Origin of the sequence: Tepidanaerobacter sp. EBM-49 (assembly GCF_001896645.1) — a bacterium.
GTDB classification, from domain to species: Bacteria; Bacillota; Thermosediminibacteria; order Thermosediminibacterales; family Tepidanaerobacteraceae; genus Tepidanaerobacter; species Tepidanaerobacter syntrophicus.
In genome coordinates, this window is sequence record NZ_MPPE01000005.1 from 35,026 (window position 1) to 59,471 (window position 24,446).

Here is a 24,446-nt window from a genome sequence, read left to right on the forward strand (position 1 = left end):
GTTTAAAGCATGTCTGTGAGGGATTGAAACAAAAATAAATTTTATAAGGAGGCTTGTTTATGCTAGAACAGCATAATTTTTACACTCCTATATTGCAATGGAAAAGAGGTGAGCAAAAAGCTTTAGAGTATTTAAACGAATCTATTAAAGAAAAAATATTACCTTTAATAGAAATTGTACCTGTCCCATGGGATTATGATAATGACACACCGGCTAAGATACTCGACAAGCATTTAGAAAACATAGGCGATTCATTGCAAAAATCATTAGCTCCAAACAACATATTATTTTTAGACCTTAACTTTTTAGACGAAAATAAAAATCTCCAAAATGGTCAAAATCCATTGACTTATATTATCAATGAAGCAAAGAAAAAAGCTTTAAAAGTCATACCAGTAACCGGATTAAATCGAGATAGTAATTATCAAAATGAAGTCAACAATGCATATTTAACAGATAAACTTGGAATATGTCTAAGAATCGTTGATGATGATTTATTAGATATTGATATAAATGTCAAAAATTTTTTATCAAATATTAATATTAAACCATCTGATATATATCTAATGTTAGATTTAAAATATGTTTCTCCAAATGAAGAAAAGAAAAACATAATATCTACTATAAATATAATTAATTCGCTACCCTATTTAGGTGAATGGAAAGAAATCATTCTAAGCGCAACTTCGTTTCCTGAAAATTTAAGCTTGGTACAATCTAATAGTGTGGAATATATCGCACGTTCTGAATGGAATATATGGAAATACATTTACGATCATAAAAATAAAATTAAACGTATGCCGTGGTATAGCGATTACGCTATTTCCAACCCAGGTCTCCTTGAAATAGATCCAAGAATAATGATGATGAGTGCAAATATAAGATACACGGCAGAAGATAATTTTGTAATAGTCAAAGGGACTAATGTGAAAAAAAATGGATGGGGACAAATACATGATTTATGTAAAGCATTAATAAATATGAAAGAATATGCAGGCCAAAATTTTAGTTGGGGTGACGAGTATATTTATCAATGCGCTTCGGGTTCTGCCAATACAGGTAATGCTGAAATATGGCGTAGAATTGGCACTAACCATCATATATCATTTGTAGTAAACCAGCTCTCCAATTTGATCTGCTTTTGAGTTTTTCTCTGACCAAATATTTTAATTCTCCTATAGGGAGGCTTTCAACAAGCCTTTCCCATATAATCTTCTTTGATTTGTTATGGTAGCCTTTATCTAAATCATATTGCATTAGTATATCTAATGCTTCTTCTTTCCAAAGTAATTGGACTATTGAATATGGATCAGTATTTTTATTTATACCATTTTCTCTTATTGAGATTAAATCAACTTTGTTGTCATTATTATTTTTTGCAATAACAACTCCCCACCATCCAGGGATTTCATTAATGATTTTATCAATATGGCATTTACCACATACTATCGTTATAGTATCAAATATTCTATTATAAAATTCAATTTGCCTTGGCAGACGCTCAAGAGTATCGCTTTCGCTTTTAATCTCATAACCATGTATAAGACCATTTATAACTGCTATATCTATTCTTGACTCACCTTGGCATAAACCTAATTCATCGATTATAATGGTATCATAATCGTTTTTAAAAGTTTCCTCTATATTTAAATGGAGAACTTCCCTTATATCTCTATCTTTTGTCTTCATAATCAACACCTTTAAATTAATAATTTAAATATGATTATGGCCAAATTATAAAATTTACAAAGACAAATAAAGCCCTATGAGGAATGAAAGTATCATGAATTCACTATTATTTAATACTCAACTAAGTATAAATAACAATATCTTTTTCCATTTGTAACATTTTTATTACTTTATGATACAGTTATATTATATATTACTTTATATCTTTTGAAAACCTATAGTTACAGCAAAATAAGAGGATTAAATCATTTTTATTTCAATGAAAAATAAACATATATTTGGGGCTGATGCCTTTGAAATGGTATGTAACCAAGAGAGGTAGCAAATTCACCGCCATAATAGAGCTTGGAAAAGACCCTCTGACCGGAAAAAGAAAACAAAAGTGGCTCTCCGGTTTTGAAAGCGAAGCCGATGCAAACATCGGAGCAGTGAAATACATAAAGAAGTATAAGGCAGGATTGCTAACAGATTCGCAAAATGCAAGCTTTGATGATTTTTTGTCGTACTGGCTGGAGCAGAAAGTAGAGCCAAGCACATCGCATGGAACATACAGCAGCTATAAAATCATGATTGACAAATATATCTTGCCTGCGCTTGGCCAGATAAAGCTTGCAAAACTGCAAACAAGCGACATTCAAAACCTTATAAACGCTATGAATAAAAAAGGACTATCTCATCGCTATATGGATTATTGCCGAGTTATAATCAATGCCGCCTTGAATTTTGCAGTAGAAAGAAGATTTATAGAGCATAACCCTTGCAAAAATATCATAGTGCCAAAAAAGGATACAGAAACAAAAATTAAAACATATACGGCAGAAGAGGTTGAAGAACTCTTGAGGGACACAAAAGATAAGCCGATACATCTTCCAATACTTCTTACCGTAACTTGTGGCCTGCGCAGAGGCGAAATTTTAGCCTTAAAATGGCCTGATACAAACTTTGCAACTAAAAGTAAAAGCCGCGTAAAAACACCCGATGGCGAAGTATTTGAGAAGGACCCAAAGACAAGATCCAGTATCAGGACCATAGCAATGCCCGATATTCTGATAGAAGAACTTAAGGCTGAAAAAGAAAGACAAGAAAAAAAACAAAAAAGATTTTGGCAATGAATATATTAACCAAAGCTATGTTATTTGCTGGGATAACGGCGAGCCTTTTCAGCCAGATTATATATCGCAAACTTTCAAAAGCATTATACGCAAATTGAAGCTCCCTGATATAACATTCCACGACCTTCGGCATACACATGCTACGCTTTTATTAGAGCAAGGCGTTCATCCAAAAATAGTTCAGGAAAGGCTTGGCCACTCTACAATATCCATGACACTTGATACATATTCACATGTTCTCCCTAATATTCATCAGGAAGCCGCGAATAAAATGGACGATATCTTCGATAAGAATATTGAATCTGTTAGCAAAAATGTTAGCAAAAACACTAAAACTGCTAACAAAGTAAAAGACGCAGAATAATGTAAACCGCTCTGCGTCTTGTTTTCGTATTTGTTTAAACTGGTCTGAGTGGGGGGACTTGAACCCCCGGCCTCTAGAACCCCATTCTAGCGCGCTACCAAACTGCGCCACACCCAGATATCCTCACGCATTTACTATTATAAAACAAAGGAGAGACAATTTCAAGCCCTTTAGCGAATTTGATTTTTACAAAAATCTTGCGCCTGTAGAATCCGGAGACAGCACTTTGTAGGAAGACTTAATACCATTTTTAGAAAATATTTCTACCATGTGTTCGCCTAAGGCATCAGATCTTTCTCTTAAACTCAGGCATACAACTGAAGGGCCTGAGCCGCTTAAAAAGCCTGCATATGCGCCTTTTGATCTTACTGTGGCAAGTATTTCATCCATACCTGGAATCAGGCGGCTTCTATATGGCTGGTGGAGCCTGTCCTGACAAAAAATATCCATATCAGTAAAGTCACCCCTTGCCATAGCAGCCACTAACATCGCAACACGACCGATGTTAAACACGGCATCTTGAAATTTAATTTCTTTAGGTAATATTTTTCTTGCATCTTCGGTCTTTAGCTCAAACTCCGGTATGCAAACCACAAATTGGAGCCAAAAAGGCATCGGAAAAGTTTTATAAATTATTCTACCTTCATGTATCATTGATAAGCAAAAACCACCAAAAGTTGCTGGAACCACATTGTCAGGATGTCCTTCCATCTGTGTTGCAATTCGTATTAGCTCGATATTATCAAAAGCATCTCCCACAAGGCGGTTAGCAGCTTTCAAACCACCTACTATACATGCTGCGCTGCTCCCAAGCCCTCTAGCTATAGGAATGTTATTTTCAAGAACTATCTTTAGATGTTTATCTACACCTGCCAATTCAAGCACTTTAAGACCCGCTTGATAAACCAAGTTAGTTTCATCAGTAGGAATCTCTTCCTTTCCTTCTCCCCTTACCTCTACAATCGGCTCATCTGAAAATCCCATTTCTATATAGTTATACAATCCTAGAGATGCTCCTAGGCAATCAAAGCCGGGGCCAAAGTTTGCCGTTGTAGCAGGTACTTGTATTTTTATCACATTTCTCACTCCCCATAAATTTCATTTTCGAGTATATCGAGCCGGGGCTCAATCACAGTTGGGCTGGTTCCGTTTTTGATTGCAGTATCCGGATCCTTCAATCCATGCCCTGTAAGCACGGCAACTACTGTATCACCATCTTTTAGTTCATTCTCTTTAATCATTTTTATTATGCCCGCAAAGGAGGCTGCTGAAGCCGGCTCTACAAATACACCCTCTTTACTTGCTAAAAGTTTATATGCTTCAAGTATTTCTTCATCAGTTACTTTCCGTATCTTGCCGCCGGATTCATTAGCAGCTTCTACTGCATATTTCCAGCTTGCAGGATTTCCTATTCTTATAGCAGTAGCAATTGTTTCTGGCTTTTCGATTATTCTGTTCTCGACAATTGGCGCTGCGCCTGCTGCCTGAAAACCCATCATCTTCGGCAGTTTTTCAGTCTTTTTTAGATGATAATACTCCTTAAATCCTTTCCAGTAAGCTGTTATGTTTCCTGCATTTCCAACAGGTATAGCAAGGTAATCCGGGGCACTGCCAAGTTCGTCACATATTTCAAAGGCGGCGGTTTTTTGGCCTTCAATACGATAAGGATTAATAGAATTTACAACTGTTATAGGTTTTTTGGAAGAAATTTCTCTGACCATATTCAATGCATCATCAAAGTTGCCGTTTATAGCAATAACTTTTGCTCCATATGCAATAGCCTGAGCCAGTTTTCCCATAGCTATTGCACCGTTAGGAATAAGCACTACGCATTTTAGGCGCGCTTTTGCAGCATATGCCGCAGCCGAAGCAGATGTATTGCCTGTAGATGCGCAAATTACAGCAGTAGCTCCATCTTCAACCGCTTTTGAAACTGCAACTGTCATTCCCCTATCTTTAAAAGAACCTGTAGGATTTAGGCCTTCATATTTTAAATAAATATTTGCTCTTGTGTCTAAGTGCTCCTCTAGATTTTTTGCTCGGAGAAGTGGCGTATTTCCTTCGTTGAGCGTAATTATATTTTTTTTATCAGTAATCGGTAAGTATGAAAAATAATTATTGATAACGCCTATTTTCTGTATCACCTAAAGCTCCCCCTCTACCCTGATGGCTGTTGCTATTTCTACTATTTGCTCATATTTGTTGATTTCAGCTAAAGCCTTTTGGAAATTCTTAAACGGCACGCTATATGTAACTACAACAATTTCTGCAGTTCCATTTATGGTATTTTTTTGAAATACTTTCGACAAGCTGATTTGATTTTCTCCAAATGCCCCTGCTATTTTCGAGAGCACACCAGGCTTATCTACCGCTTTAAGCCTTAAGTAAAATCCGCTAACCGTTTCACCGGGCGTTAAAACTTTTAGGCTGTCATAACAGGTGCAGTATATTTTATTTCCATTTTTATTGCGCACAGCTTCCATAATATCGCTTACAACAGCGCTTGCAGTTGGCATTTTTCCTGCTCCTAATCCGTAAAACATCACCGGACCTACAGCATCTCCCTCTACCATGATCGCATTAAATGTCCCTGAAACACTAGCTAAGGGATGATCTTTTTTCAAGAGCACGGGAGTTACTGCAACTTCAATACTGCCCTCGTTCTTCTTGCCAATTGCAACAAGTTTTATAACAGCTCCTAATTCATCTGCATATATTACATCCGAATGAGTCACGGTATCGATTCCTTCAGTATAAACCTGTTCCGGAATCACCCTGGTGTTAAATGCTATAGATGAAAGTATTGCAAGCTTTCTTGCGGCATCAAAGCCTTTTATATCATTTGTAGGATCGCTTTCAGCGTATCCGGCTGCTTGCGCCTCTTTTAAAGCTTCGTCAAAGTCTTTGTTTTGTTCTGTCATTTGAGTAAGAATATAATTTGTGGTGCCGTTCAATATGCCCATAACCTTAAAAATATCATTTGCCGCAAGGCACTGTTTTAAAGGCATTATTATAGGTATACCTCCGCCCACACTAGCTTCAAACAGCAAATTTACATTTTTTTCGGCTGCAATTTTCAGTAATTCATTTCCATGTTTTGAAATAACTTCTTTATTTGCGGTAACCACATGTTTTCCCTTGTTTAATGCCTTTCTTATATAAGTAAGGGCAGGCTCTTCGCCACCCATAACTTCAACTATTACTGAAATATCTTCATCATCTAATATATCGTCAAAGCTATAGGTAATTTTATCCTTGAGTGCTATTGGTCTTTCTTTATTAGACTGTCTTACAAGAATTTTTTTTATATCTATGCGTTCCTTTATTCTTTTTTCAATTATGTCATTATTTTTTTCTATAAGTTCTACCGTCCCGGTGCCTACTGTACCAAGACCTAAAATTCCGATTTGAGCCACTCCTCTGTCTCCCTTCTATTTTCCTTAATCTATCCTTGAGCAATTATGTCGACTTTTTGGACGCCTTGTTTGTTCTGAATCATTTCCAGTAATTCTTCGATATTTTGGTTCATGTTGCCGGTTTCAAAGGAAATAGTGACGCTTGCCATGTTCTGAATGGGTATATTTTGATTTATTGTAAGTATGTTGCCATGTGCCTTAGCTATTTCATCTAATATTGACGAGAGTATTCCGGGTATATGCTCTAAAAGTAAAGAAATTGTCACTATCTTGCCCATGCTGGCTTCATAAAAAGGAAAAATATAGTCTTTATACTTGTAAAAAGCACTTCTGCTCATGCCCACCATTTCAGTTGCTTGATTGACAGTCTTAGCTTTGCCGCTTCTTAAAAGTTCTTTTGCTTTTACAGTTTTTTTTAAGATTTCCGGCATTATTTCTTCTTTAATGATATAATAGCCGCCTTTTTGGACCAAGTTTCTGCCTCCCGATGTTCACAATGTAAAAACATGTATTCATATATGAGAGACATTATAGCACAACTTTTTACAAAAAACAAGGCTGTAAGTTTTTGGTTTTAATTCATTCTTGCAGGTGCAAATTTCTCTTATTTTGTGTAATATAATAGTTATAATTATATTTAAGATACGGAGGGATATGGTTGCCTAATTTGCAAGATAAAAAATCTAAGTTTCTTTTAGTATTGTTTTTTATAAACTTTTTTGGTTCTATTTATGGTTTTTATTGGTACAAAGCACAGTTATTATCGACTTTTCCAGAATATCTTAGAATTTTTGTACCTGACAGTCCTACGGCTTCTTCGCTCTTTTCTCTTTCTCTATTGCTTATTATTATAAAGAAGCCCAGCCCCTTTGTATCCCTTCTTGCATCTTGCTGGGTCATAAAATATGGGCTCTGGGCTGCAGTAATAAACACTCATTTTTTGTTGACAGGTGAAGGTTATTCATTTACTAATTTTCACCTTACATTATCCCATCTGGGTATGGCTATTGAAGGATTTTTGCTTATAAGCAAGTGCAGCTTTAGTAAGATACACTTTTTTCTTGTTGTAATTCTCATGATATCAAGTGATATTATAGATTACACTTTGGGAATCTATCCCTGGCTCTTTGCAGAAAACCAGCAAACAGTAGCTCTTGTATCAGCTGTTTTGCTCACAGCATTTATCAGCTTCTATTGTTTCATAAGACTTCGGACACAGACTAGAAAGTGAACAATTATCGCATAAAGGTTTCCTTGCACGACAAACATTGCGGCCATGATAAATCAACCAGTGATGCGCTTTTATCCACAAATCTTCAGGTATTTTTCTTTTTAAATCTTCTTCAACCTTTACTATGTCTTTTTCATCCGAAAACCCTAGGCGGTGAGCAAGCCTATATACGTGAGTATCAACTGCAAATGCAGGTTTACCAAAAGCGTTGGCTAAAATCACATTAGCAGTTTTTCTTCCTACGCCGGGAAGTTTTATTAACTCGTCGAAAGTGTCAGGGACTCGTTTATTGTACTTTTCCAAAAGTATTTTTGAGGTTTCTATTATATTTTTGCTCTTGTTTTTAAACAAGCCGCATTCTCTTATATCATTTTCTAATTCAGCCCTGTCTGCCTTCGCAAAATCTTCCGGTCCCTTATATTTTTTAAACAGTTTTTCTGTTACTTTATTTACTCGCTCATCAGTACACTGAGCAGATAAAATCGTTGCTATAAGCAATTGAAAGGGATTGTTGTGATTTAGCGCCGTAGTTGCATTTGGATACAGCTTGCTTAATTCTGATATTATTTCATTTATACGTTCTTGCTCTTTTTCATGTAACTTCATGCTTTTTTCCATTAAAAGTTTCCTTTTCATCTGTAGTAATTATATTTAAGCTGCTCTGCTCTTTTTAATCATTTCTTTTAGGACATCAATTGCTTTTCTTAACTGAATATCTTCTTGCGAAACAATTTTTTTATATATAGCATCGTTCAGAGCTGAATAAAATTTTGAGTCAACAACGCCTGTAGCAGAAATACCAGCTTGTTTCTGAAGTGCCTTTACTGCTTGCTGTGTCCTAGGGCCAAATACGCCGTCAGGAGTAGTGCCTAGCAAGTTCAAAAACTGCAGTCTTTGTTGAACTGCCAACACATCAAGGCCGATATTTCCATATTTCAAGGTTTTTTGAGTATTTAACGGCACAAAGTCTTTTAACGGGTTTGTCTTGTCTGTTTCAACAACTATATCTGGAGTTATTCCTGTTTTATTTATGTTTGTTCCATTTGGAGTAGTGTAATGAGCTATAGTAAGTTTTATCCCACCTAGTGTTCCAAGGCTCAGTGTTCTTTGAACCATTCCTTTGCCAAATGTTCTTTCTCCAACCAAAATCCCGGCTTCCCTATCCTTGATAGCTCCGGCCAATATTTCTGATGCACTGGCTGAACCGCCATTGACAAGCACCGCTAACTGGTAAGGAGATACTTGCGAGTTAGAATTGTATGATTGGATAGTACCGTCTTTTGAAACAATATTAACTATGGGGCCCTTATGCACAAACCGTGATGCCACTTCCACAGCTTGATCCAGATATCCTCCAGGATTATTGCGAAGATCTAACACTATACCTAATACCCCACCTTTTTTGAAACTATCAAGGGCCTTATCCAGGTTTTCAACGGTGTTCTCGTTAAATTCGCTGATTTTTATATACCCTATACCCTGACCTAAAATTTTGGCAGTAATTGGATTTGTTTTGATTATATCTCGCTCTACTTCAAACCTTAGTACTTGTCTGTCTTCGCCTCTTATGACTCCAATGTTTACCACGGTGCCCTTATCGCCTTTTATACGATCTAAGATACTTGAAAGAGGTAAATCAGTTACATTACTACCATCGATTTCAATTAACTTATCTCCCGGCTTTATACCCGCTTTTTCAGCCGGGCTTCCTTCTATTACCGAAACAACAGTTATATATTTGTCCTTTAAAGTGATTATAACTCCTATTCCTCCAAAATTCCCGCTTACTTCTTCATTAAACTCTTCAAATTCCTCTGGAGTAAAATATTCAGAATATGGGTCGTCTAGCGATTCAATCATCCCTTTTATAGCTCCTCTTAAAAGGTCTAAGTCGCTTACATCTTCCACGTAGTTTGTCTTTAAAAAATTTTCCATCTGCATTAAAAAATATATCTCATCCGGGACTTTTTCTTCGGCTGCCTTTGCGCTACTGCATAGTAAGAGGTTTACGGAGAGAAATGTTATCAAAACAATGGTAAGTGTATCTTTCAACAGCCGGCAGTGCTTTTTCATATTCTTAATACCTTCTTCCGGATAAATTTTAGTTGTCTATATTTTAACATAAAAAAGTAAAAAATGTTAAAAATATAATTCGGCTTCAGATACAAGCTCTTCCATAAGTTTTTTTACCGGAACTATTTCGCTGATTCTATAGACATTTGCCCCCGCAAAGGCAAATCCCTTATCAAAGTTTCCCCTCTGGGCGTTAATTAGGGCGTCTGCTATACAATATGGGGCTTTAGACGGATTGCATGGCTTCAAGCAATTAATCATACATTTTATTGGTTTTTTCTTGCCCGCTTCTACATCAATTAAAAATTGATTTCGTATCGCTCTGCCTATTAATCCAACAGGACTGTGTATTAATTGAATATCCTCGTATTTAGCATCTAGGTATGCTTGTTTAAATCTATCTGAAGCATCACATTCAAATGTTGCAACGAAACGTGTCCCCATTTGAACGCCGGAAGCTCCCATTTTTATTAGATCTGCAATGTCCTTACCGGTATAGACTCCGCCTGCGGCAATTACCGGTATTTTTCGCCTATAAATTAATTCGTATGGTTCGATTACCTCTAATACATCCTTTAAAATGTTTTCAAGTTGAAACTCGGGTTTATTGATTTCATCTTCCGAAAATCCAAGATGACCTCCTGCTTTAGGACCCTCCACTACAATTGCATCAGGTGCTACGTCATAATGTTTATGCCAGCTCTTGCAAATTACAGAAGCTGCCCGTCCAGAAGAGACAATAGGAACAATTTTTGTATCAGACCCTTTTGTAAATTGTGGCAAACGCAGCGGCAATCCTGCTCCTGAAAATATAATATCGACTTTTTGTTTTACTGCTTCCACCACGATTTCCTCAAAAGTGTTCAAAACTACCATGATATTTACGCCTATTATTCCACCCTTGGATATTTCTTTTGCCTTTTGTATATATGACCTTAATGCTCTCAAATTTGCTTCTTTTTTATTTCTAAAATGGTCCGGCTCATTAAACCCGGGTTCAACCGCAGAAATAACACCGATTCCTCCGTTTAATGCTACATTTCCGGCAAGAGAAGAAAGTGATATGCCAACTCCCATTCCCCCTTGCACAATGGGAACTTTAGCAACAAGATTGCCTATTTTAAGCTCTGGTAATTTCATATGGAACCTCCTAAAATATATAATATCAAGTATTAGTAGTTACTATTAATTTCTCATAACATAAGTATATAATTTATTTTTAAAAAAAGAAAGAAGATATTAGATTGTTTTATTCACATTCTCAATTATAATTTTTGCTGAAACATTTAGGATTTCTCTTGCCGGAACGTCCGGAAGTGCCATAAGCGCTTCCTGTGCCTTCTTAACATACCTATTTATCATATTTTTAGTGTATGCGAATCCTCCTGCTATCTCTATTATTCGTACTATTTCAGAAAATTCTCCCTCTCCTATGTTTCTAGTTTCAAGAATGCTCCTTAAATATTGGTTTTCCCCATTTTTCTTCAAAGCATATATCACAGGCAGTGTTATAACGCCGGATTTTAGGTCTGAGCCCTTCGGCTTACCTAATTTTTCAGAGTCAGCGATAAAATCAGAAAGATCATCTGCCATTTGAAAAGCCATACCTGCGTTTATGCCATAAGTATACAACTGTTTTGCTGTTTTGCAAGGAGCCTGCGAGCTGAAAGCTCCTAGTTTTGCCGATAAAGCAAACAAAACTGCAGTCTTTTTTTCTATTCGGTAAAGATAGTCCTTCAGCGTCAAATCTACATTGAAAAAATCTTCTTTTTGCTTTATTTCACCTTCGCAGACTTGACTCATAGCTTTCGAAGTCTCTTTCATCACATAAGCAGGTTCATTTGCCAGGATTTCAAAAACCTTACAAAAAACATAGTCGCCGGCGTATACAGCCGCATCTTTACCAATAGCAGACTGGATACTGGGAATACCTCTTCTTGTAGGAGAATCATCAACTATATCATCATGAATCATAGATGCAGTATGCAGTAGTTCTACAGCAAGAGCTAATGGTCTAGCTTTTTCGAAGTCATAATTGCCGAATCTTGCAGCTGTTAGAACAAGACCCGGCCTTAATCTTTTTCCACCCGCATTTATCATGTTTTCTAAAGGTTTTCTTATGAGCATTCTTTTTGTGTTTATGGTTTTGAATAGATCTTCTTCTAAAACCATAAGCTCTTCTTCGATATCATTTAACAGCTCTTTAAACAATCATTTCACCACACAATATTATGTCACTTTATGCTGTCTTTAGTATAGATATTTTATCAATAAATGTCTATATAGTAAATTTAATAGGTATTTTTCGCTTAAACATATTTTGTATGTTGTAAAGAATTTACTTTATGATAAACTGAATATGATAAAAAGAATTGTTTGGCTAAATTTTATTCTTGTCAAAGTATGAAACTTTTACATAACTTTGATCGTCTATATACTGATAGTTAAATATTTTGCACTCGCAAAGTAAGAAAGGAAGGTACCGCTTTGCCACTTATTGAACTAAAAAATATTTGTCGCCGTTATAAAAACGGCCAGGTCTTTATAAACGCCCTTGAAGACATTAATTTGAGCATTGAAGAAGGTGAATTTGTCTCTATCATGGGACCTTCAGGCTCTGGTAAATCTACATTGCTTAATATCTTAGGGTGCTTAGACCGACCCACTTCAGGAACATACGAAATTGCCGGCAGGCATGTCGAAAAAATGAGTGACAACATGCTGGCAGATATACGCAACCAGTTGCTAGGTTTTGTATTTCAAAGCTTTCATCTGCTGCCTGATTTAAATTCAATTGAAAACGTAGAGCTGCCCCTTATTTATAGGGGATTGAGCGGAAGCGCAAGGCGCAAGCGGGCAACCGCAGCCCTGGAAGCAGTCGGTCTTAAAGAACGTATTTATCATAGGCCTTCTCAGCTTTCAGGAGGTGAACAGCAGCGTGTAGCAATCGCTAGAGCCATCGCCGGTGATCCTAAATTGCTTTTAGCTGATGAACCTACCGGCGCGCTTGATTCCAAAAATAGTGAAAGCATAATGGCAATTTTTCAAGATTTAAATACAAAAAGGGGAATTACTGTTATTCAAGTTACGCATGAAAAAAGTGTGGCTGAATACGGTCATACAATATTTCACTTAAAAGACGGCAAGATTGAACATATAGAAAATGTTGCAAATGTAACTATATAAAAATTTAATAATATATTTGGGGGTTATATTAATATGGCGCAGCGCATTTTAACGATTGCATTGATTGTAGTTATTGTAATGGGAGGTGGATTTTACGCCTATAAAGAGCTTTTACCTCCGCCGAAAGAAGAGTCCCAGGGACCGATTTATTCTACTAAACCTGTAACAAAAGGTGATATAAGCGTAGGTGTAAATGTAACAGGCCCTTTGAATCCTTCAAGGAGTGGAAGTATACAGGCTCCGGGCATGCGCAATTATTATGACGTATCTTCAAGTAATATTCAATATACTCTAGTTGAAATTTTAGCCGAAGAAGGCACTGAGGTTAAAATGGGTCAAGTCATTGCAAGGCTTGCAGCTCCCGAACTTCAAAGTAAAATTAAAAATGCTCAGGACGAACTGGAAAGCGCAAAAAAGTTTTTATCTGATTTGACCGGTCTTCCTCCGGAAAATTTATCCGAAATAAATCCTTCCCAGGGTGTAATCTTGAGAGCACCAATCGATGGAAGGGTATCCGGCCTTTCGGTAGCTGAAAGTCAAGAAGTAAAGCAAGGTAATATCGTGGCAAGAATAGTGGATGATTCTCACTTTAAAATAGACGCAAAACTTTACGCCGACGAATTTAGTAGAGTAAAGCTCGGTCAAAAGCTTGCTTTGAGATTTTCTGCTTTTGACGGTATATATTACGGAAATGTAACAGATATAAATCCTAACCCAATTCCCGATGGCGACGAAGAAAATCCTGCTAAGGGTTTTGTATATATTATAACTGTAGAAGGTAAAAATCCGGGTTTGGTAAAACCAGGACTTGTAGTCTACGTAGGAATTCCTTTAGACGAAAATAATGCTACCAGAGTATCATGGTTTGCAAATCCTACTACTGTTGCAGGTTTTGTTAAAGAAGAAAGGGTTTTATCAACGGTTGAAGCAATAGCAACTCAAGTCTATGTCAAAGAAATGCAGACTGTTAAAAAAGGCGATCCTATTGTATCTCTTGCAGGCTCTGATGTTCAAAAATCTATCCAGGAGCAGTTAGATAAGGTGCGTGAAAAAGAATTTGAACTTTCTCAGCTTTACTCTCAAATGGGTCAAACCGAGGTCAGAGCTCCGATGGATGGTATTATAGCAAGCTGGGAAACCCAGATAGGAGCTCAGGTTAATTCCGGAGATTGGATGGGATATGTATTTAATACAAGTGACATGGACTTATGGGCAGAAGTTGACGATATTGATGTATTAATGATAAAACAAGGCTCCCCGGTTAAAGTCACAGTCGATGCCCTCCCTAATGAAACTTTTGAAGGTGAAGTTATACACGTTGATACAATGGGTCAAGATTCTAAAGGGATTACTAAATTTGCTGTAGACATTGCAGTAAAAGGCGGTCCAAATTTAAGGCCCGGTATGCAAGCCAGAGGCTATATAGACTCCGGAAGTGCAAAAAATGTCCTTCTTGTTCCGCTAGAAGCAGTATTTGAAGAAGATGGCATTCAGAAGGTGGAAGTTTTGAATCCGGATGGAACAACAAAAGCAATACCGGTAAAGCTTGGTTTAATGAATGATAAAGTAGCTGAAGTAAAAAGCGGTTTAGAGGAAGGCCAACTTGTGATAACCGGAAGCAGTGCAGATTTGTTGCCAAGTCAGCATATAGGTAATAAAGATTCTATCATTCCTTCTAATGATGAAGAAAAAAATGGTGACAATAGCGGCACAAAGGATAAAAACGGTACAGATAGTAAAAAAGTGCCGGCAACCAGCGGGGAGTGAATAATATGCAAAAAACATCTCGATTGCTCTCTGCTTTGACCCGCTTTTGGTTTGCTGCAAAAATGGCAGCCCATGGTATCTTAGTGCATCCGATGCGCTCGGCTCTTACCGTTCTTGGCGTTGCAATTGGTGTGGCTTCTGTGGTAAGCCTCATGGGGATAGGAGAAGGTGCAAGGCAGGCTGTTGTGGCACAATTTGAAAGTTTAGGCTCAAATGTCATCGACATAAAGGCAAACGACCCATCTGTTGAATTTGATCCTGATGATGTAAAGGATTTGGTAGAAAGAGTGGATGGCATGGACATGGCAACACCCGTTGTTCCTACAAAAGCTGTAATGCGTTGGAGGCGCGCAAGAGGAACAGTGGATATATTAGGTGTAAATAGTGATTTTCCGAAGATAAGAGATAATGATTTAGTTTCGGGGCACTTTTTTACAGAGCTTCATGTAGCCCAGAGGTCTCCAGTAGTGGTGCTAGGCTATAACATGGGTGCGGGCTTGATGGGTGGTCGTAATCCGGTGGGGCAAGTAATAACTTTAAACGGGACAACTTTTCGTATCATTGGAGTACTCGCCCCAAAAGGCATCGGAAAGGCCGATGGCATTGATGACAAATTAGTAATACCTTATACTACTGCACTAAAAATTGCGGATAAAAAAACCGTTGCAGAAATCTGGGGCAAGGCTGAAAGCCCTGCAAAAGCAGATCTTGCCGTAGTCCAGCTAGGGCGAATATTTAAAAGAAAACTGGGGCTGGATCAAAGTGCGCCAACAACCTTGTCTCCGAGCGAAAACGAAAGCGGCACAGAAGAAGGTTTGAACGGCGAAGCCGGTAGTATGTCTTCACCAACTGGAGAAGCCATTCCGGAGGGCAATAGCGGGGAAGAATCAACACAAATTCCATTGATAGCCGGTAGTGAAGATTTAATCACAATCACAAATCTTAACCAGTTAGTCCAAGAAGCAGATCAGGCTAATCGTGTTATGACTTTATTGCTCGGCGGTATAGCGGCAGTATCACTGCTGGTTGGCGGACTTGGAATAATGAACATTATGCTTGTGGCGGTCACAGAACGTACTCAAGAAATAGGCGTGCGTCGCGCTTTAGGTGCAAAGCAAATAGACTTGTTGATTCAGTTCTTGTTAGAGGCACTTTACGTAAGTGGAATTGGCGCTATAGCAGGCACTGCAGGCGGTATTTGGGGGCTAAATGTTTTTAGCCGTTACGGTTTTGAAACTGCAATCAGCTTTGAGGCAATAAAAATTGCGGTAACTGTGGCACTGACTTCCGGACTCTTGTTTGGAATCTATCCTGCAATTTCAGCATCATCTGTTCCTCCTATTGAAGCTTTAAGGCGGCAATAAAATTCTTCACTTTGATTAGAATAGCAGCACCGTTTATGTTAAAAATATAATGGAATATAAAATAAAAAAAGAGCAGCTAAATTTGGATTCCTTTCTCTGTTCAGCAGACAGGAAATTAGACAGTCCAATCAGTAGCTGCTCTTAACTTTTAAGCGATAGTTATATTATTTTTGAAGTCATTGTATCTGAAGCCAATCTGTCTTTTATTAAAGTTCTTGCATAGCCTATCATATAAAGTGAACCTGCAAAAACAATCATATCTTCTTTAGAATTTATAAGTGATAAGGCAAGGTTTAGAGCATCTTCGATCTTTTCTCTGGAATATATAGGAATTTCCGCAGGTACTTTACCCGGTAATATATATTGGCGGTCATTATCATTTATTTCTATTGTCTTTTCATCAAGCATTTCGCAAATAGTGCAAGCCAGTTCTGAAGCGTTGAGAGCTCTAGGGCTAAGCGGTGCTGTAGTTATTACCACATCCGCAATCGGAACTATTTCCTTTAGCATTTCTTTATAGTCTTTATCTTTTAAAATACCTAAGACTAGAATCTTTTTCTTATCTTTATAATATCTTATTAAAGCATCTTTTAAAGTTTTTATTCCTGCTATATTATGGGCCCCGTCAATTAAAATCAGCGGTTTTTGTGAGATTCTTTCCAGCCTTCCCGGCCACCTTGCATTCTTAAGTCCTGCATATATAGCTTCGCGCTTTATATCAATTCCATGCATATTCAGAACATCAACTGCAGTAACGGCAGTTGCAGCATTGCTTAACTGGTGTCTCCCTATTAAATGAATTTCAAGATTTTTAAACTCTTCCGCAGGGGTCTTTAAATCAAAAATCAGGCCATCATCATTATCGCTTACTAATTTGTAAGTTGCAGTATCATGTAAGTCGAAATCTTTGCTGATACTTTCTTCACCAATTACCTTAAGCAACCTGCAATTTAAGTTTTTACATGTCTCTTCTATTACCTGCAGTGCTTCAGGTTCTTGAGGGCTTGTAACTACAGGAACTCCGGGCTTTATAATACCGCATTTTTCTTTTGCAATAGCAGAAAGTGTATTACCTAGATACTCTTGATGATCAAAACTGATAGGAGTTATGACGCTGACCAAAGGAGTTACAACATTTGTAGCATCCAGCCTGCCGCCCATCCCCACTTCCAGTACAAGAAAATCTACGGCCTGTTCATAAAAATATAAAAAACCTATTGCAGTAACGACCTCGAATTCAGTAGGAGAACCTATGTTATTTTCTCTCATATAAAAAACTGCTTTTTGCACCTTGTCTGTGAGTCTTGCAAGATCGTCATCAGATATGTTTTTCCCATTAACTTGTATTCTCTCGTTAAAAACTTCCAAATATGGAGAAGTGTAGAGTCCAACTTTGTAGCCATCGGACCTTAGGATAGAATCTATCATAGCGCATGTAGATCCTTTTCCATTAGTGCCGGCAACATGAATTATTTTCATATCTTTATGTGGATTCCCTAAAATCTCTAAGAGCTTTGTGATATTTTCAAGACCTAATTTTGTTCCAAAAGCATTTAAACCGTGGATAAAATCTAATGCCTGATTGTAATTCAGCATATATTCTCCCCTTCTATTTTGGCAAAATTCAGCAGTACCTATTCCGCCAGCATGTCTTTCATCATTTCAAGTCTTGCTGCCACCTTCTCTAGCATTTCCTGATAATCTTTTTGTTTTTGCTTTTCTTTTTCAACTATATCCTTTGGAGCTTTTTCAATAAAGCCCGAATTACTTAACTTTTTGCTTGTCCTCTCGATTTCTTTCTCTAAATTTAATTTTTCTTTTTCGAGCCTTGCAATTTCTGTATCTAAATCTACAAGCCCTTCCATTGGAATAAAAATTTCTGCACCTTTTATCACACAAGACACAGCTTTGTGAGGGACTTGAAGATCTTCCTTACCAAATTCCATTTCTGATACCTTTGCCAGACTGTAAATAATATCTAAATTACTGCTTAGTATTTGCTCTGTCATGGGATTTGTTATTCTGACTAGTGCAGATGCTTGTTTTGCAGGAGGAACATTCATTTCTGCGCGTATATTTCTAATACCTCTTACGGCATCCATTACTAATTCCATTTCGTTAGCATCTTCAAAATCCCAATCCGCTTTATGTTCGGGCCAGGAGGATACCATTATGCTTACTCCTTCATGAGGTATATGCTGCCAAATTTCTTCAGTTATAAAAGGCATAAAGGGATGCAATAATTTTAAGGCTCGTTCAATTACCTCAACTAAAACCCGCTGTGTTGTTCTTCTATTCTCTTCATTTTTACCGTATAAATCAATTTTTGCCATTTCAATATACCAATCGCAAAATTCACTCCAGAAAAAGTCATAAATTTTTTGAGCCGCAAGGCCTATCTCGAATTTTTCAAGTGAATCTGTAACATCGCGCGTTATATCATTTATTCTCTTTAGTATCCAGCGGTCTTTTAAGGCTAATTTATCTAAATTAAGCTCTCCCGGTGTAAAATCTTCCAGATTCATTATAACAAATCGCGATGCATTCCAAATCTTATTCGCAAAATTGCGGCTTGACTCTACTTTTTCCCATGAAAATCTCATATCATTGCCGGGGGCATTTCCTGTGCACAGTGTAAATCGCAGGGTATCTGCTCCGTATTTATCAATTACTTCTAAGGGATCGATGCCATTGCCTAATGACTTGCTCATTTTTCTGCCTTGCGCATCGCGGATTAAACCTGTTATGACAACATATTCAAAAGGAGGTTCCTTCATAAACTCCATAGCCATAAAGATCATTCTTGCTACCCAGAAAAATATGATATCATATGCGGTAACTAAAACAGAGGTGGGATAAAAGTAATCTAAATCAGGCGTATCTTCTGGCCACCCCAGAGTAGAAAACGGCCATAGAGCTGAACTAAACCATGTATCTAACACGTCCGGGTCTTGCTCCACACTGCTGCTACCGCACTTGGGGCATGTCTTAATATCTTCTCTTGATACTATCGTCTCGCCGCAGTCGCGGCAGTACCATGCAGGAATCCTGTGTCCCCACCATAGCTGCCTGGATATGCACCAGTCCCTTATATTCTCTAACCAATTCATGTATATTTTTGCAAATCTTTCAGGGATAAACTTTACTTCACCTTCAGTTACCACATCAATTGCCGGTTTTGCCAACGGTTCCATTTTTACAAACCACTGTTTAGAAACTACCGGCTCCACAATAGTATGGCAACGATAGCAGTGTCCTACACTGTGGCTTATATCTTCTGCTTTTTCAAAAAGTCCTTCCTTCTCCAATTCGTCAATAAGTGCTTTTCTGCAAGCAAATCTGTCCATTCCTTGAAATTTGCCTGCTTTTTCGTTCATGCATCCGTTTTCGTCAATAACGATGATTATCGGTAAACTATGGCGCACACCCATATCAAAGTCGTTCGGATCATGACCGGGTGTTACTTTTACTGCTCCTGTACCAAACTCCATATCAGCATAAGAATCGGCAATTATAGGTATTTCTCTTTTTACAATTGGTAGTATTAAAGTTTTTCCAACTACATCTTTGTAGCGCGTATCATTGGGATTTACGGCTACTGCTGTATCTCCTAAGATTGTTTCGGGTCTTGTTGTAGCCACAGTTATATAACCTGAACCATCCTTAAACGGATATTTAACATAATACAGCTTATCTATTCGGTCTTCGTGCTCTACTTCTATGTCAGAAAGCGTGGTTTTACAAGTGGGACACCAGTTTACAATATAGTCGCCCCGATATATTAACCCCTTTTCATAAAGCCGGACAAATACCTCTCTGACCGCCTTACTAAGCCCCTCATCCATAGTAAATCTGAGCCTTGACCAGTCGCAGGATGAACCTAGTTTTTTTAGCTGAGTTATAATTCTGTCTCCATACTTTTCTTTCCATGCCCAAACTCTTTCTAAGAATTTTTCTCTTCCTAAATCATATTTAGACAAGCCTTCCTCTGCCAATTGTTCTTTAACTTTTGCTTCAGTAGCTATGCCGGCGTGGTCTGTTCCCGGAAGCCAAAGCGCAGAATAACCTTGCATTCTTTTAGTTCTAATCAATATATCCTGCAATGTATTATTTAATGCATGCCCCATATGGAGCTGTCCAGTTACATTTGGCGGAGGAATAACAATTGTAAAAGGTTCTTTGTTCGGATCTATTTCGGCATGAAAAAAATTTTCTCTTTCCCAAAATTTATACCATTTATCTTCTACTTCATTTGGATCATAGACAGAAGGTAATTCTTTTTGCATCTTACACACTCCTATTATTTGCTATAAATTATTTTTTATGACGCTCGGCAGCATCAAAAAAGTCCTTCATCCTTCAAAGGACGAAAGACCTGCTTTCGCGGTACCACCTTATTTCCAATACCGGCAACTTTAAACTTTTAACGCAGTAAACCGTCCATGACTACTTCTTTGTTCGTCAGGGATGCTCCAGGGCGACATTCAAAGCTAATTTCGAAAGGCTTTCAGCCTAGACCTTTCTCTCTTTTAACCTAGCTTTTACTCCTCCCTTTCAAAGCAGTTGCTTATTTTATTCTACTTATGCAGCAAGGCTTTGTCAATACTAGATAACACCTGTTGTAATCAATAAAATCATAACAATTCCCAAGATAATTCGATAATACGCAAAAGGTTTTAAGGAATGTTGTTTTAGATATGTAAGAAAAGCATCTACGGCAAAAAGTGCAACTATAAATGACACTACAAAACCTACGCCCAGTGCCTGAAATTGCTGTAAAGTAGTAGTTGAAAAGCCCTTGGCAAGCGAAAAAGCGGTAGCGGCTATCATGGTCGGAATAGCAAGAAAGAAGGAAAACTCTGCTGCGGCTTTCACCGACAGACCTGCTGCCATGCCGCCCATAATAGTTGATGCAGATCTTGACATGCCGGGAATTAATGATAAGCATTGACCTGTGCCAATTATAAAAGCCTGTTTTAAATCTACTTTATCCATGTCATTTAAACCGCCGCGGCCAAAAATGCCTTCAGCCACTATCATTAAAAACCCGCCTACTATTAATGCTATTGCAACAGTAAATGATGAAAATAGATATTTTTCTACAATATCATTAATTAATAAGCCTATAATCGCCGCCGGTAAGAAAGCGACGAAAATTTTAAGCCATAATTTAAAACCTCTATCGCCTGGTCTAAGATGCCTTAATGAATCAATTATTTTATATCTGTAATAAAAAATTACTGCCAGGATAGCTCCTAACTGAATAACAATTTCAAACATTGTATAAAAGCTATCGCCTTTAAAGTTTATGAAGTCTCCCACAATAATCATATGGCCTGTAGAAGATATTGGAAGAAACTCTGTAAGACCCTCAACTACACCCATCAGTGCAGCTTTAAGAAGTAAACTCATGATGCCCCTCCTTGTAGTGTTACCTTATCTTTTTTATTATACCATATCTTTTGCCGGCTTCAAGATTGATTAAATCTTCTTCAGGCCTTTGTGTTAATTTTAAATTATATCTGGTATGATATATTAAGTAATGTTACCTTAGAAGGAGGCTGCCGCTTTGCTTATTGAAACGGTTCAAGATTTGATTAAAGATGTCGATGGGGTATGTAGCGTAGTAATTGATAGTACCTGGTCTGATGAAAAAATTTTTATAAACGAAGACAAGATAATGTCTTCTGCAAGCATTATAAAACTTTGGATTTTATGGAAACTGTATGCCGAATCTGAAAGACAAGACATTGACCTTAAGAAAGAAATCATTCCTCTGAAAGATGAAAATAAGGCCCCAGGGGCAGGGGTGCTTCAGTATATGAACTCCGGCCTTAACCTTTCCCTTCATGATTATGCAACTTTAATGATAACTTTAAGCGATAATACCGCTACCAATATTCTTATTGATTATCTTGGTATGGAATCTATAAATCAGGAAATTAAAAAACTCAGAATGCCTAATACTTGCCTTCAAAGAAAAATGATGGATATGAAGGCCCGTTCTTGCGGTAAAGATAATCTTACTTCAGCTAAAGACGTATACGACTTTTTTGTAAAACTGCTAAAAGGCCATGATATTTCTGCTCAATCGCGAAATGAAATGATCAATATGCTTCTTTGCCAGCAGTTCAACGACAGACTAAGCCTATACTTGCCGGAGGATATTCAATTTGCTCATAAAACAGGCGGACTTTTTGGGATCGAACATGATGCAGGCATATTTTTTATAAATGATACTAAAGTAATAATTGTTGTTATGATGAGTAATCTCAAGAATAATGCTGACGGATTAAAAGTCCATAACGCATTAGGGGCTGCAGTTTATAATTATTTTCTCAATCAGTAGTCGTTTTTTACCATTTGATTCATTTTCATGTAGAGAAAAAGTGCAATTAGCTCTACTGCACAAGTAAAAATTTTTATAGCTCCGAGTTGATTCAGATTATAAAGGTAGCCTGTAAAGGCGGAACCGCCTAAAAGAGCTAGACCATAGCAGGCATTAAATATGCCATAGCTTGTGCCGCGTTTGTTAAAGGGTGTTATGTCAGCTATAGCCGAGCGCATAATCGTTTCATGAACTCCTATTATAATTCCAAAAATTATCATGCCTAAAATAATCATCGTAGTAGATGTGCCAAGTGCCAAAAACGGAATTAAAAGGGTGATAGCCGGAATAGCGCCAAGCACTGCTAATCCGCCGGTTTTTGTTCCTATTCTCCTTTTCATTTGATCATAAGCTCTTCCTATAATAATAGCAGTTATGGCATCTACAATCATAGCAACTGAATATAGTAACGTAATATTCCCATCTGATAGTAATCTATTTGCCTTTAAATGGTAGCCAATAATACTGAAATTAAGAAATCCTAAAGTGCAAAAGAAGGTAAAAGCAGTATAAATCCAAAATGTAGGCCTGAGACTTTCACTTTGAAATTGTCTTTGTTTTATAACCGGAATTAGTTTTTCTCTTTCGGTTTGAAGGTATGCAAAAGTTACAAAAAGCATTAGGGCAACAAAAGGAATCATCAAAACTTTGTAACCTAACTGATATTCGGCAATCTCACTGTTTTTTGAAAGGTAAAATACTAAGGTAAAAATTAAGGGGCCGGCAAATGCTCCCAGTTGATCCAAGGCTTCCTGAAGACCAAAGGCAAATCCTGTCCCTACCTGATTTTCCGCAACTGCAGATAATATTGTATCTTTCGCCGGGTTGCGCAAAGATTTTCCTATTCGTTCTACTAAAATAAGCACAACGAGAAAGTTCCAGTTTGTAGTAAGGCCCATTAAAGGCACTGCGATGAGCATTCCATACCCTATAAAAATAAAAAGCCAGTGTTTTCCGGTTTTGTCTGACAAAATACCTGCTATTAAGCGTAGAAAATATCCTAAAAATTCACCTATGCCAAAAACCAGGCCTACTTGAGCTGCATTAATACCAATTAGCTCAAAATATTGACTATTTGCACTTCTAGCACTTTCATATACCATATCTCCTAACAGACTTATAATACCGAATATTATTATGACTCGAATTGCCGTTTTTGAAGAATGATTTACAATTTTTCTATTCACAATTGCGCCTCATTTCTATAAGGATTTGTAGAAATAAGCGGGATAAATATCGATTATAATTATATCATATGAGAAAAATTCAATAAATGGCTTATTTTTTTCTATTGACAGTGCAATCCTCTAGGTTTATATTTATTATTAGTAATAGTTATTATTTTAGATGATATTTTACAAATTTAGGGGGAAGATTACCATGAAATGTGAAAAAATTAACAACTGCCCATTCTATCAGCAAAAAATGCCTATTGATAGTGGTCTAGGGGCTATCTATCGCAGAAATTATTGCGAAAATGACAAAACTAAATGTGCAAGATTTATGGTAGCAAGCACTTTAGGCCCTTCATATGTTCCAATAGATTTATATCCTAACATGGTCGATCGTGCAAAGCAAATCATAAGTGAGAATAGTAAGAATTGATAAAATGACTTGTTTTTATTACAAAAAGTGACAGTATTATAATGATATGATACTGTCACTTTTTTCTTGTTAATATATCTTTCTAGCAGGAATTAGAATTTAGCGTAAAATTCTTTCATATTTACTATAACATTATTTAACCTTGATTCCTCGGCCGCAAAAGCCATCATATGACTTTGAACAGACTTCTCAGCCGACGTGAGAGCTTTACCATTTTTCGAGAGCAGCAAGGAAACAAAATCGTCCATAAG

The 24,446-nt window shown here is 37.2% G+C and carries 23 protein-coding genes, 1 tRNA gene and 1 other annotated feature; of the genes, 9 read left to right on the forward strand and 15 right to left on the reverse strand.

The annotated features are described in order from the left end of the window. The first annotated feature begins 59 nt into the window (after positions 1–59). A complete protein-coding gene (locus BUE08_RS00870) occupies positions 60–1,145 on the forward strand; it encodes a beta family protein (protein ID WP_213996150.1) in 1,086 nt (361 codons plus the stop codon). Here BUE08_RS00870 and BUE08_RS00875 read toward each other — a convergent pair. Next, positions 1,090–1,689 carry a sce7726 family protein gene (locus tag BUE08_RS00875; RefSeq protein ID WP_213996149.1) on the reverse strand — a complete coding sequence of 200 codons (600 nt, stop codon included), beginning with the start codon at positions 1,687–1,689 and terminating at the stop codon, positions 1,090–1,092. The two genes, BUE08_RS00870 and BUE08_RS00875, sit on opposite strands and share 56 nt — an antisense overlap. A gap of 293 nt (positions 1,690–1,982) precedes the next feature. Here BUE08_RS00875 and BUE08_RS00880 point away from each other — a divergent pair, with 293 nt between their 5' ends. Together BUE08_RS00880 and BUE08_RS00885 are read left to right on the forward strand one after the other, a co-directional pair. Further along, positions 1,983–2,801, forward strand: coding sequence for a site-specific integrase (locus tag BUE08_RS00880; protein ID WP_213996148.1), 819 nt, complete (start codon positions 1,983–1,985; stop codon positions 2,799–2,801). Positions 2,802–2,862: 61 nt separating this feature from the next. After that, entirely contained in the window at positions 2,863–3,165 is a 303-nt protein-coding gene (locus BUE08_RS00885; RefSeq protein ID WP_502689418.1) for a site-specific integrase, read from the forward strand. 40 nt (positions 3,166–3,205) lie between these two features. Here BUE08_RS00885 and BUE08_RS00890 read toward each other — a convergent pair. From BUE08_RS00890 to BUE08_RS00910, 5 genes are all read right to left on the reverse strand, one after another. Then, a tRNA-Pro gene (locus tag BUE08_RS00890) sits at positions 3,206–3,282 on the reverse strand. A 69-nt stretch (positions 3,283–3,351) separates the two neighbouring features. Further along, positions 3,352–4,242, reverse strand: coding sequence for a homoserine kinase (thrB, locus tag BUE08_RS00895; protein ID WP_213951137.1), 891 nt, complete (start codon positions 4,240–4,242; stop codon positions 3,352–3,354). 5 nt (positions 4,243–4,247) lie between these two features. Next, positions 4,248–5,309: a threonine synthase gene (gene thrC, locus BUE08_RS00900; RefSeq protein WP_286680118.1), complete on the reverse strand. Its 1,062-nt coding sequence runs from the start codon at positions 5,307–5,309 to the stop codon at positions 4,248–4,250. After that, positions 5,310–6,581, reverse strand: coding sequence for a homoserine dehydrogenase (locus tag BUE08_RS00905; protein WP_213951135.1), 1,272 nt, complete (start codon positions 6,579–6,581; stop codon positions 5,310–5,312). A 29-nt stretch (positions 6,582–6,610) separates the two neighbouring features. Then, the gene (locus tag BUE08_RS00910) at positions 6,611–7,054 is read right to left on the reverse strand and encodes an ACT domain-containing protein (RefSeq protein WP_059033755.1); all 444 of its coding nucleotides are present in this window, start codon (positions 7,052–7,054) and stop codon (positions 6,611–6,613) included. Positions 7,055–7,281: 227 nt separating this feature from the next. Here BUE08_RS00910 and BUE08_RS10925 point away from each other — a divergent pair, with 227 nt between their 5' ends. Next, positions 7,282–7,812 (forward strand): DUF1405 domain-containing protein, encoded by a 531-nt coding sequence (locus tag BUE08_RS10925; protein ID WP_353682067.1) that lies wholly within the window; start codon positions 7,282–7,284, stop codon positions 7,810–7,812. Here the strand turns inward: BUE08_RS10925 and nth are convergent. The 4 genes from nth to BUE08_RS00935 form a co-directional block, all read right to left on the reverse strand. Next, positions 7,741–8,418: an endonuclease III gene (gene nth, locus BUE08_RS00920; protein WP_059034323.1), complete on the reverse strand. Its 678-nt coding sequence runs from the start codon at positions 8,416–8,418 to the stop codon at positions 7,741–7,743. The two genes, BUE08_RS10925 and nth, sit on opposite strands and share 72 nt — an antisense overlap. Before the next feature lie 45 nt (positions 8,419–8,463). Further along, positions 8,464–9,885 carry a S41 family peptidase gene (locus tag BUE08_RS00925; RefSeq protein WP_286680120.1) on the reverse strand — a complete coding sequence of 474 codons (1,422 nt, stop codon included), beginning with the start codon at positions 9,883–9,885 and terminating at the stop codon, positions 8,464–8,466. A 66-nt stretch (positions 9,886–9,951) separates the two neighbouring features. Beyond that, complete coding sequence (locus BUE08_RS00930) at positions 9,952–11,025, reverse strand: NAD(P)H-dependent flavin oxidoreductase (protein WP_286680121.1); 1,074 nt, start codon at positions 11,023–11,025, stop codon at positions 9,952–9,954. A 99-nt stretch (positions 11,026–11,124) separates the two neighbouring features. Then, positions 11,125–12,096, reverse strand: coding sequence for a polyprenyl synthetase family protein (locus BUE08_RS00935; RefSeq protein ID WP_286680122.1), 972 nt, complete (start codon positions 12,094–12,096; stop codon positions 11,125–11,127). Positions 12,097–12,372: 276 nt separating this feature from the next. On the opposite strand from BUE08_RS00935, the gene BUE08_RS00940 reads away from it, so the two are divergent. From BUE08_RS00940 to BUE08_RS00950, 3 genes are read left to right on the forward strand one after another with little or no spacing between them, the layout of a single operon-like run. Further along, positions 12,373–13,071, forward strand: coding sequence for an ABC transporter ATP-binding protein (locus BUE08_RS00940; RefSeq protein WP_059033746.1), 699 nt, complete (start codon positions 12,373–12,375; stop codon positions 13,069–13,071). 33 nt (positions 13,072–13,104) lie between these two features. After that, entirely contained in the window at positions 13,105–14,838 is a 1,734-nt protein-coding gene (locus BUE08_RS00945) for an efflux RND transporter periplasmic adaptor subunit (protein WP_286680123.1), read from the forward strand. A gap of 5 nt (positions 14,839–14,843) precedes the next feature. Then, positions 14,844–16,202, forward strand: coding sequence for an ABC transporter permease (locus BUE08_RS00950; RefSeq protein WP_286680124.1), 1,359 nt, complete (start codon positions 14,844–14,846; stop codon positions 16,200–16,202). Positions 16,203–16,361: 159 nt separating this feature from the next. Here BUE08_RS00950 and BUE08_RS00955 read toward each other — a convergent pair whose 3' ends face one another. The 3 genes from BUE08_RS00955 to BUE08_RS00965 all read right to left on the reverse strand — a co-directional run bounded on the left by BUE08_RS00955 (position 16,362) and on the right by BUE08_RS00965 (position 21,614). Further along, on the reverse strand, positions 16,362–17,798 hold the full coding sequence (locus tag BUE08_RS00955) for a bifunctional folylpolyglutamate synthase/dihydrofolate synthase (RefSeq protein WP_286680125.1): 1,437 nt from the start codon (positions 17,796–17,798) through the stop codon (positions 16,362–16,364). 38 nt (positions 17,799–17,836) lie between these two features. Beyond that, positions 17,837–20,488 (reverse strand): valine--tRNA ligase, encoded by a 2,652-nt coding sequence (locus BUE08_RS00960; RefSeq protein ID WP_286680126.1) that lies wholly within the window; start codon positions 20,486–20,488, stop codon positions 17,837–17,839. Between the two features lie 73 nt (positions 20,489–20,561). Next, positions 20,562–20,769, reverse strand: a binding site (T-box leader). Between the two features lie 38 nt (positions 20,770–20,807). Continuing rightward, the gene (locus BUE08_RS00965) at positions 20,808–21,614 is read right to left on the reverse strand and encodes an undecaprenyl-diphosphate phosphatase (protein WP_286680127.1); all 807 of its coding nucleotides are present in this window, start codon (positions 21,612–21,614) and stop codon (positions 20,808–20,810) included. A 157-nt stretch (positions 21,615–21,771) separates the two neighbouring features. Between BUE08_RS00965 and BUE08_RS00970 the strand changes: the two genes are divergently transcribed. Further along, entirely contained in the window at positions 21,772–22,551 is a 780-nt protein-coding gene (locus tag BUE08_RS00970) for a serine hydrolase (protein ID WP_286680128.1), read from the forward strand. On the opposite strand, the gene BUE08_RS00975 is transcribed toward BUE08_RS00970, so the two are convergent. Continuing rightward, a complete protein-coding gene (locus BUE08_RS00975) occupies positions 22,545–23,777 on the reverse strand; it encodes an MFS transporter (protein ID WP_286680129.1) in 1,233 nt (410 codons plus the stop codon). The two genes, BUE08_RS00970 and BUE08_RS00975, sit on opposite strands and share 7 nt — an antisense overlap. A gap of 193 nt (positions 23,778–23,970) precedes the next feature. Here BUE08_RS00975 and BUE08_RS00980 point away from each other — a divergent pair, with 193 nt between their 5' ends. Next, on the forward strand, positions 23,971–24,195 hold the full coding sequence (locus BUE08_RS00980) for a hypothetical protein (protein ID WP_281795568.1): 225 nt from the start codon (positions 23,971–23,973) through the stop codon (positions 24,193–24,195). A 92-nt stretch (positions 24,196–24,287) separates the two neighbouring features. On the opposite strand, the gene BUE08_RS00985 is transcribed toward BUE08_RS00980, so the two are convergent. After that, positions 24,288–24,443: a hypothetical protein gene (locus tag BUE08_RS00985; RefSeq protein WP_286680130.1), complete on the reverse strand. Its 156-nt coding sequence runs from the start codon at positions 24,441–24,443 to the stop codon at positions 24,288–24,290. Positions 24,444–24,446: the final 3 nt, after the last annotated feature.

Bases quoted from the DNA above. Each gene is read 5' to 3' on its own strand.
- BUE08_RS00870 (WP_213996150.1), top strand. From the start codon at position 60: ATGCTAGAACAGCATAATTTTTACACTCCTATATTGCAATGGAAAAGA.
- BUE08_RS00875 (WP_213996149.1), bottom strand. From the start codon at position 1,689: ATGAAGACAAAAGATAGAGATATAAGGGAAGTTCTCCATTTAAATATA.
- nth (WP_059034323.1), bottom strand. From the start codon at position 8,418: ATGAAGTTACATGAAAAAGAGCAAGAACGTATAAATGAAATAATATCA.
- BUE08_RS00925 (WP_286680120.1), bottom strand. From the start codon at position 9,885: ATGAAAAAGCACTGCCGGCTGTTGAAAGATACACTTACCATTGTTTTG.
- BUE08_RS00930 (WP_286680121.1), bottom strand. From the start codon at position 11,025: ATGAAATTACCAGAGCTTAAAATAGGCAATCTTGTTGCTAAAGTTCCC.
- BUE08_RS00945 (WP_286680123.1), top strand. From the start codon at position 13,105: ATGGCGCAGCGCATTTTAACGATTGCATTGATTGTAGTTATTGTAATG.
- BUE08_RS00950 (WP_286680124.1), top strand. From the start codon at position 14,844: ATGCAAAAAACATCTCGATTGCTCTCTGCTTTGACCCGCTTTTGGTTT.
- BUE08_RS00955 (WP_286680125.1), bottom strand. From the start codon at position 17,798: ATGCTGAATTACAATCAGGCATTAGATTTTATCCACGGTTTAAATGCT.
- BUE08_RS00960 (WP_286680126.1), bottom strand. From the start codon at position 20,488: ATGCAAAAAGAATTACCTTCTGTCTATGATCCAAATGAAGTAGAAGAT.
- BUE08_RS00965 (WP_286680127.1), bottom strand. From the start codon at position 21,614: ATGAGTTTACTTCTTAAAGCTGCACTGATGGGTGTAGTTGAGGGTCTT.
- BUE08_RS00980 (WP_281795568.1), top strand. From the start codon at position 23,971: ATGAAATGTGAAAAAATTAACAACTGCCCATTCTATCAGCAAAAAATG.
- BUE08_RS00985 (WP_286680130.1), bottom strand. From the start codon at position 24,443: ATGGACGATTTTGTTTCCTTGCTGCTCTCGAAAAATGGTAAAGCTCTC.